Annotated in this window: 5 protein-coding genes and 1 pseudogene; all 6 read left to right on the top strand. The window is 46.4% G+C overall.

The genetic code is table 11. The features are described 5' to 3' along the window. The first annotated feature begins 274 nt into the window (after window positions 1–274). On the top strand, window positions 275–2,320 hold the full coding sequence (locus A37S_RS25755) for a glycoside hydrolase family 2 protein (RefSeq protein ID WP_051293392.1): 2,046 nt from the start codon (window positions 275–277) through the stop codon (window positions 2,318–2,320). Window positions 2,321–2,373: 53 nt separating this feature from the next. Then, a complete protein-coding gene (locus A37S_RS0121900; RefSeq protein WP_245586451.1) occupies window positions 2,374–3,717 on the top strand; it encodes an alpha-L-fucosidase in 1,344 nt (447 codons plus the stop codon). Between the two features lie 4 nt (window positions 3,718–3,721). Further along, the gene (locus A37S_RS25760; RefSeq protein ID WP_036603820.1) at window positions 3,722–5,329 is read left to right on the top strand and encodes a beta-N-acetylhexosaminidase; all 1,608 of its coding nucleotides are present in this window, start codon (window positions 3,722–3,724) and stop codon (window positions 5,327–5,329) included. A 61-nt stretch (window positions 5,330–5,390) separates the two neighbouring features. Continuing rightward, window positions 5,391–6,881 (top strand): alpha-L-fucosidase, encoded by a 1,491-nt coding sequence (locus tag A37S_RS0121910; protein ID WP_028298799.1) that lies wholly within the window; start codon window positions 5,391–5,393, stop codon window positions 6,879–6,881. Between the two features lie 99 nt (window positions 6,882–6,980). Next, a complete protein-coding gene (locus A37S_RS0121915) occupies window positions 6,981–9,425 on the top strand; it encodes a glycoside hydrolase family 2 TIM barrel-domain containing protein (protein WP_425414419.1) in 2,445 nt (814 codons plus the stop codon). A 66-nt stretch (window positions 9,426–9,491) separates the two neighbouring features. Beyond that, window positions 9,492–9,702, top strand: a pseudogene (locus tag A37S_RS27880) (hypothetical protein); the annotation flags it as partial.

The raw sequence follows: 9,702 nt of genomic DNA on the forward strand, positions 1-9,702 counted from the left end.
CAGAGCAAAAAGGCGTTTTCCACCATTGCTGCACTGATAAGAATCCATTTAATCAGTAATCTTGAGATATATTGGATGGTGCAGAACAGCAGGAGAACTTACAGCAAACAGAAAAAACGAAATAAACCACCTTGTATACAGGTAGAACTGTTCTAAAAAACAGGGGGGGNGGCTTTTTTATCTAATGAAAATATTTACTGATAATCAGTAAGTTAAGTGAGTTTATTGCCTGTTTTTAAGTTTATCCGTTTGGTAGTGATTTTTAAAATATAAATTGCTGGTCCTTTGCCTATTTATAGGCGTTTCCACCAACGCTCAGCCATCGAGGCAAGTTCTTCCCTTCAACGACAACTGGCAATTCAAGCTAGGTGCAAAGGACTATGCCAATATCAGCGAGGTGTCTTTTGCCACTGTCGAGTGGGAAGATATTACCGTGCCGCATACCTACAACAAGGATGATATGCAGCTGAGCAAGGACTTCTATACGGGCGATGCCTTTTATAGAAAGACCTTCGAGGTAGGTAATGGGTTGAAGGACAAGCGTATCTTTCTTCGTTTTGAGGGTGTAGGCTCTGTAGCCACCGTTTATCTCAATGGCAAATACCTGACCGAACATAAAGGAGCCTATTCGGCTTTCGCTTTCGAGATTACCAACTTGGTGGTGCATGGCAAGGAAAACACCTTATTGGTGAAAACTAATAATGATGCACGTAGGGATGTTATCCCTATCAATCAGAACCTATTCCCGATATATGGCGGTATCTATCGCCCGGTGAGCATGATCGTTACCGATAAGGTGAACTTTACCGTCACGGACTACGCTTCTCCAGGGATTTACATCACACAAAATACCAGCGTGAAGAAGTCTACGGTCCATGTGAAGGCCAAACTGGAAAACAAAGAAAAAACCATAAAAACGGTGACGCTGCAAACCGTTATCAAAGACGCGTCTGGCAAGCAGGTAGCATCGGCCGAGGAACAAGTAGCGATAAGCCCTCAAGGTATAACCATTGTCAATCAACCGATAGATATCCGAAATCCGCACCTATGGCAAGGTATCAAAGACCCTTACCTATATTCACTCACGACATCCATCATAGATGCTAGCAAAGAATTGGATGCCATAACCCAACCCTTGGGGTTTCGCCATGTGGAGGTAAAGGCAGGAGAAGGGGTATTCCTCAATGGGGAGAAATACCCTATGTACGGCGTCACTCGTCATCAGGATTGGTGGGGCTATGGAAGTGCCCTCAGCAATGCCCAACACAAGGAAGATATGGAGCTTATCCGAGAGATGGGAACGACTACCATACGCTTGGCGCATTACCAGCAGTCGGATTATATTTATTCTTTGGCAGATAGCATGGGTTTTCTCATTTGGGCGGAGATTCCATTTGTCAATGCCACCTCGCTACAGGAAAGGGACAATGCCAAGCAGCAGATGCGCGAGCTGGTGCGGCAGTGTTTCAACCATCCGTCCATTTACATCTGGGGCATGCACAACGAGGTCTATTCCAAAAATCAGGATGAGCACGTACCCGTATTGACTAGGGAATTGAACGACATAGCCAAGACAGACGACCCCGATCGCTTGACGGCTGCCGTCAGTGGCTATGGCGAGATGGACCGTCCTTCCAACTTGGCGGGAGATGTGCAAGGCATGAATCGTTACTACGGTTGGTACGAAGGCCAGATAGGTGATCTAGAGCAATGGGCCAGCGACATAGAAAAGGAATACCCCGGCTATAGAGTGATGCTTACGGAGTATGGTGCCGACGGGAATATTGATCAGGGTGCCGAGTTTTTGCCCGAGACCAAGAGCATCAACCCCGTAAGTGGCAAGTTTTTTCCGGAAAACTACCAGACCGAGACCCATATCCAACAATGGGCCATCATTGAAAAGCATCCGTATATCACGGCATCTTACCTGTGGAACATGTTTGAGTTTGCCGTGCCCCTGTGGAACAGGGGTGGGGTGAATGCGCGTAACCTGAAAGGACTGATTACATTCGATCGCAAGCGAAAAAAAGATAGTTTCTATTGGTACAAGGCCAACTGGAACCCCCAGCCGATGATTTATCTGGCCAATCGCAGGGATAAGGAAAGGACGCAAGCAACCACCAAGGTGCAAGTCTTTTCCAACCTCGCAAAAGTAACGCTTCTGGTAAACGGTAAGGAACTGGCAGGGCAGCACGGGGTTAATGGTAAGCATTGGGTATTTGAAAACGTGACACTGCAAAAGGGAGTAAACAAGATCGAAGCAAGAGGCGAATCTGATGGACAAGTATTGGCCGATGAGATGGAATGGACGTTAATGTAGAGCTGCAAAATTTGCGGCTATTTGTGAAATGCAGGTAGTAAAATAGTATTGCGATGAGAATAAAAAAAGCAGGTAGTATAATCATTCTGATTTTCCTTGTAATGCCCGTTTTGGGGCAGGAGAAAGCAACGCCAAATGACAAACTAATATGGTTTGAGGAAGCACGTTTCGGCATGTTTGTGCACTGGGGGCTCTACAGTATTTTGGGAGGAAGTTATGGCGGACGAACTATGCCAGATACTACTTTGCCCAACGGGAAGAGCTGGTATGCAGAATGGATTCAACAAAGGCTCGAAATACCGAATGAAGAATACCGAGCACTCGCCAAAAAGTTTAATCCGGTAAATTTTGATGCAGATGCCTGGATTGCCGAAGCAAAAAATGCGGGGATGAAATACTTTGTCATTACTGCCAAACATCATGACGGTTTTGCGTTATGGGACTCCGAGGTTTCCGATTTCGACATAGGTGCAACGCCATTCAAAGGAAGAGATATTTTGGGTGAGTTGGTTGCAGCCTGCAAGAAATATGGCCTGCATTATGGGTTTTACTATTCGCATTGGCAAGACTGGGAACATCCCCAGGGCGCCATTCCCTATTGGAAGCCAGCTAGAAATGATGCTGATTTTGAGAAATATTGGAAAGGGAAAAGCTTGCCACAGGTGAAGGAACTGATAGTGCGCTATGATCCAGACATGCTTTGGTTTGATACCTGGGATGAGGAGGCCAAAGAACTTATTACACCTAAGAGAAGAGATGAATTGATTGATTTGGTACGTAGCCTTAGCCAAAAATGCCTTATTAATGGGCGAATAGCCATGCACGACCCAGGCAACGACATAGATTTTCTGGAAATGATGGACAACGCCTACCCCAAGGAGATGCAGCAGAAGCCTTGGCAAACACCCGCTACCATGAACCATACCTGGGCTTACCACAGTAAGGATTTCAACTGGAAGTCGTCTGGTCAGATGTTACGCTATCTGGTGAATAACGCATCCAAGGGCGGAAATTACTTGTTGAACATTGGTCCAAAGGCCGATGGCAGCTTGCCTCTGCCAGGTGTGAGACGCTTACGCGAAATGGGAGCATGGCTGCTGACCAATGGGGAGGCGATATATAAAACAAGCGCTTTCCACGATATAAGCCCCACCCAGGAAATTGTTTACACGCAGAAAAAAGAGGGAAACAAAAAGTATGTCTATGTACATCTCTTAAGCGATTTAACCAGTAATCAATTGGTTTTGCCTTTAAAGGAGGAGGTAGCATATTGTGAGCTCTTGGATACGGGAGAATCGCTGCCCATGACCTTGGTGGATACAGGGATATCTATCAAATTGCCGACAAGAGCAGCGTATGATAATAGTATCAATGTAGTGAAATTGACCTTAAAATAAGAAGATGAAAAAGCTTTTTCATGTGTGCGTTTTGATGATTGGTTTACAGGTGCAGGCTCAGGTCTGCCCTGTAATTCCTATGCCTAAAGAGGCAATATATCTCGATGCTGCGTTTGCTGTCGATAAAAACACGCCTATATATGTTCAATCACCACGATTCAAGGGTGTTGCACAATATATACAGCAGGAGTTTTTACGGCTAAAGGGCCTGCCTCTGGCCATTAAATCCAATCTGGGAAAAATGCCTACCATTAAGTTGGAGCAAATTAAGGGCCTGCCCGAAGAAGCCTATGAATTGGCTATCGGCAACGAAGGTATCGTCATCAAGGCCAGTGATGAAGCAGGCGCTTTCAATGGGGCATCCAGTTTGGCACAGCTATTTTCGCTGGCAGCGCCATCTTCCAGCGGTTGGGCCATTGCCGCTTGGAATATAAAAGACCAGCCGCGCTATGCCTGGCGAGGACTCATGCTGGATGAATCACGTTATTTTATTGGAAAGGACAAGCTGAAGTCGCTCATTGACTGGATGGCTTTTTATAAGCTCAATAAACTGCACTGGCACCTGACCGATGAACCAGCCTGGCGCATAGAAATCAAGAAATACCCCAAGCTTAGCTTGGTAGGTGGGGTTGGAGATTATAACGACCCGAAAAGGCCTGCCGCGTATTATACCCAAAGTGAGATTAGTGAGATCGTGGACTATGCCGCTAGGCGCAATATCGCGATCATTCCAGAAATAGATATGCCAGGCCATGCAACGGCCGCCAATATGGCCTATCCCCAGTATAGCGGTGGAGGCAACGCCCAGCATCCAGAATTCACTTTTGATCCAGGCAACCCGGATACTTATGCCTATTTATCCAATATCTTACGTGAGGTCAATGCCTTGTTCCCATCCGGCATGCTGCATTTGGGGGGAGATGAGGTGAGCTTCGGTACAGACAAATGGCAGTCCAACGAAGGCATCAAAAAATTGCAGCAAGAGCATGGACTCCAAGATTTGAAGGCCGTAGAACACTATTTCATGGAACGCATGGCCGATTCGGTTTACCAATTGGATGCTAAGCTGATGGCTTGGGATGAGATGGCCGACATCAATTTGCCAAAGGACGAAACGATTATCTTTTGGTGGCGGCACGACAAACCCGAGCAACTGCAGACAACCCTGGACAAGGGTTATCAAACCGTACTTTGCCCACGTTTGCCCTATTATTTTGATTTTGTGCAGGATAGCGGCCACCACGCAGGACGCAAGTGGGGTGGTCTCTATAATTCCCTGCAGGATGTATATGTCTTTTCGGTGGATAAATGGGTACGGGCAAGCCAGCAAACACAGATTTTGGGGATTCAAGCAAATTTGTGGACCGAAACAGTCACCAATACCAATCGCCTGGACTACCTCTTGTTCCCGCGCTTGGCAGCATTGGCCGAAGCGGCGTGGAGCAGTGAGTCAGAAAAAGATTATAAGGTTTTTGAAGAACGCTTAAAACCACATTTACGATTGTACCGCGATCAGAATATTTATTTCTATAACCCTTTCAATCCGAATGAAATTCCTGAACCGGTATATTTTAAACGTGATCGGAAAGATTTGAATGCAATGCAAAACTAAGTGTGGATTTGCCTTTAGATCAGTTATTTAAAACTTAATGCTTACAACATACAACTTACAGATGAAAAAACTATTCTTTATAAGTATCAGTGCTTTATTGTTTTTTGGCATATTTAGCAAAGAACTAATGGCGCAAGAGCAACCGATGGCACAGCGAATCACCTTGCAATATGGTAGCCATCGCGAAGGAAAACGCATGGATGCCGAGATGCAACGTTGGCGTGAATATGGTTTGGGTCAATTTATCCATTGGGGGGTATATGCCATTCCCGGTGGGCATTGGGAAGGTAAAAGCTACAACGGTGCGGCAGAATGGATTCGTTCTTGGTCGGAGAAAAGTGGTGCCCCAGCTGGTTGGCAGAAAACCTACGACAACCTGTACAAACAGTTCAACCCGACCGATTTCGATGCCAAGGCCTGGGCTAGGCAAGCGAAGGATATGGGCGCCAAATACGTGATTTTTACCACCAAACATCATGATGGGTTTTGCTTATGGCCAAGTAAATATACCGGCTATACCATCAAAAATACACCCTTCAAGAAGGATATAGTGAAGGAAGTGGTGGACGCTTACGATGCTGAAGGAATCGATGTGTATCTATATTTTTCCATCATCGATTGGAATCACCCAGGCTATAGCAGTGGCATCCCGAAAGCAGAAAAGGATAGCCTTGCTTACGAAGATTTCAAGCAATTTACGCGCAATCAGTTGATAGAACTACTGACAAATTATCCCAGCGCCAAAGGCCTGTGGTTTGATGGCTCATGGGATGCAGCTTGGATTGAGCAAGCTGCCTGGACGGATGAGCTGGAAAAGGAGCTACGGGCATTTAGACCGGGCTTGATTATCGGTAGCCGCTTTCGCGCGGATGAATACGGCAAGCGACATTTTGATTCCAATGGCGTGCTGATGGGCGATTATGAGCAGGGTTGGGAACGCAAGCTGCCCAGTACGATAGAACAGACCAAGGGAAATGATTGGGACTGTGTCATGACCATCCCCCCCAACCAATGGGGCTACAATTCCGATTGGTCATCTTCCTATATCAAAACACCTTATGACTTAATAGCCATGTTGTTGCAGGCCAATTCGCTGAATGGCAATTTTGTGATCAATTTCGGTCCCGATGGGAAAGGGCGCATCCGTCCCGAAGAGGGCGACATCGCCAAACAGATAGGCGAATGGATGCGGGTAAACAGTGAGGCAGTATATGGCGTGACCTATGCCGAATTGCCGAAACCCGACTATGGTTATTATACCAAAAAGGGCAATAAGCTCTATTTAACAGTATTCAACAAGCCCGTAAACAACATCATAAGGGTGGCAATGGCAAAAACAGCGGAGCAGAAACCATCGAAAGCCTATTTTTTGGCCGATAAGAAAGACCTGAAATTGGTTTCCCATAATATAGGATTGGATAGGGACAACAATCTGTATTATGATATTACATTGCCAGATGACTTCTCTTCGGACATGCCATTCGTCATTGTGATAGACCTGGATGAAGCGGCGAAAAAAGATCAGGGAAACTATAGGGATGCCTTGACCTAAAGGGCAAAGTAGGCAATGACTTATACGATAGCGTCAAGGATTTTTGTATAATTTATATTATCTTGGTGCAAAAGGATAACAGAATTTAGTGAAATAAACGTGAATAAAAGCTGGTTTTTCCTCATGCGCATATTGTTTTTATTACTGTTATTGCCTTTGGCCTCTTTGGGACAACAAAGAACGTCATTGGATAATAATTGGGAATTTCTGAAAAGCGATTTGGGCAGTGCGTGGGAAGCGGTAAGACCTGTGGCAAAAGGCAGTTCCGAGGCCGTTCCCCATTGGTCAAAGGTCGATTTACCGCATTGCTATAATGCTTTTGATGCCGTCAATCCAAACGTCAATTATTATCAAGGCCCTGCTTGGTACAGGAAAAACATCTCTTTGGACAGCGTGGCAAAAACAGGTCGCACCTTGCTGCACTTTGAAGGCGTGGGGCAGAAGGCCCAAGTGTACGTCTTCACCGAAAAAGTTGGTGAACACATCGGTGGCTATGACGCTTGGACGGTGGACCTGACGGATGCCATCGCCCGTTTTCGCCAATCGGAAGAAAGTAAACGCTTCAAGGGAAAAATCCCCATCAGCATACGGGTAGATAACAGCCGCGACGTAGAGCTGCTTCCTTCCGATCTTTCAGATTTTAACATCTACGGAGGAATCTACAGACACGTCTACCTGGAACAGGTGCCCAATAGCTATCTGAAACAGGTCTACTCTAATGCTGTCTTGGAAGAAAACAGCAAAAAAAGCATATTAAATCTATCTGCCGATATTAGGACTAGCAATGAAGGTGAAACGGTAGTGGTGCAAGCTAAGCTGTACAATCCTCAAGGTCGGTTGATAAAACAGGTAGAGAAATTATCAAGAGCTAGTGAAAGGTTGGAGTTCGAACCCATTGTACTTTCCAAGGTGGATGCATGGTCGCCCGAAAATCCGCACCTTTATAAGGTAGAAGTAAATTTGAAGCAAGGAGATCTATTACAAACGGTGACGCAAAACATAGGCTTTAGAAATTTCAAATTTGTGGAACATGGGCCGTTCTTACTCAATGGCAAGCGTCTGTTGCTCCGTGGTACGCATCGACATGAGGACCATGCAGGACTGGGAGCAGCCATGCCCGACAGCCTCATACGCAAGGAAATGGTGGTGATGAAGGAGATGGGCGTCAACTTCATTCGCTTGGGGCACTATCAACAATCCCCTTATGTGCTCGACTTGTGCGATAGCCTGGGCATATTGGTTTGGGAGGAAATTCCTTGGTGCCGGGGAGGTCTGGGAGGCGAGGTCTACCGCAGGCAGGCCAAGCGCATGCTGACCAACATGATACAGCAGCATAATAACCACCCATCCATTATCATTTGGGGTTTAGGTAACGAGAACGATTGGCGAGGGGATTTTCCGGCCTTTGAACAGGATAGTATACGTCGCTTTATGTCCGAGTTGAATGACCTGGCCCATCGGTTGGATGCATCGCGCAAAACAGCCATCAGGCGATGCGATTTTTGCAAGGATATCGTAGACGTTTATTCTCCGTCTATTTGGGCAGGGTGGTACCGTGGCTCGTATACCGAGTACAAGGCAGAATCCGAAAAGGCGATCAAGGATGTACGCCATTTCCTGCATGCGGAGTGGGGTGGGGATAGCCATGCGGGCCGCCATTCGGAAAATCCCGATAAGGCCTTAATGCAGGTTCAAACCGGAAAAGGAGCCGATGAACGCGACGGCGATGCTTCCCTATATGGAGGGGCGGCACGTATCTCTAAAGATGGTGATTGGAGCGAGAGCTATATCTGTAATCTTATTGACTGGCACCTCAAGGAGCAGGAGACCATGCTCTGGCTCACAGGTTCGGCCTACTGGCCATTCAAGGACTTCTCCACGCCGGTACGTCCCGAAAATCCTGTGCCTTATATGAACCAAAAAGGCGTGGTGGAAAGGGATTTGACAAAGAAAGAAGCCTATTATGTATTCCAGTCCTATTGGACCGAAAAGCCCATGGTGCATATCTATGGCCATACATGGCCCATGCGCTGGGGAGCGGCTGGAGAACAAAAAATGATCAAGGTCTATTCCAATTGCGATGAGGCCGAGCTTTTTCTCAATGGAACGAGCTTGGGCAAAAAGAAACGCAATAGTCAGGATTTTCCGGCTGCAGGCCTCAGGTGGGAAAGCAGTTTGAGACCCGGTGAAAACCACATTCGCGTGGTGGCCAGAAAAGGAAAGATCGTGGTGACCGATGAAATAACTACCCTATACCAAGAAGGGCAATGGGGAAATCCAGCCAGCCTTACCTTGCGTGAAGTAAGTGACGAAAATGGTGTAGTCACTTTAGAAGCGTTGCTCTTGGATAAGGATGGAAAGCGCTGCCTGGAGGCAAAGAACATTATCCGGTTTTCAGCTATAGGTGGCGGTGAGCTATTGGTAGATTTGGGCACGTCGTCCGGCTCTAGCCAAGTGGAGATGTACAATGGTCGAGCCTTGATCAGGCTCCATAAAGCTAAAGGAAAGACTATCGTACGTGCAGACGTAGATAGGGTCTGCTGAAAAACTCTATTCGTTTTGTTAACCAATGAATTATAGTTATTTTTAGGTTGTCAAGTGCAAGGATTTATGAAAAAAGCATCAAAAAGGCGTGCACCTAGCCCTATTTATAGCAGTCCGAATCAGCTCATTATTGAGGGATTTGAGTCTCCTTTTGATCGTCATCTTAACCCAGAAAACCGTTGGGTTAAGTTAGCTCATCTGCTTCCCTGGGATAGTTTGTCGAACATTTATTACAAAGCATTTCCCAAGAAAGATACAGGTCGTCCGGGACTGAGTC

Source organism: Olivibacter sitiensis DSM 17696 (assembly GCF_000427965.1).
Lineage (GTDB): Bacteria > Bacteroidota > Bacteroidia > Sphingobacteriales > Sphingobacteriaceae > Olivibacter > Olivibacter sitiensis.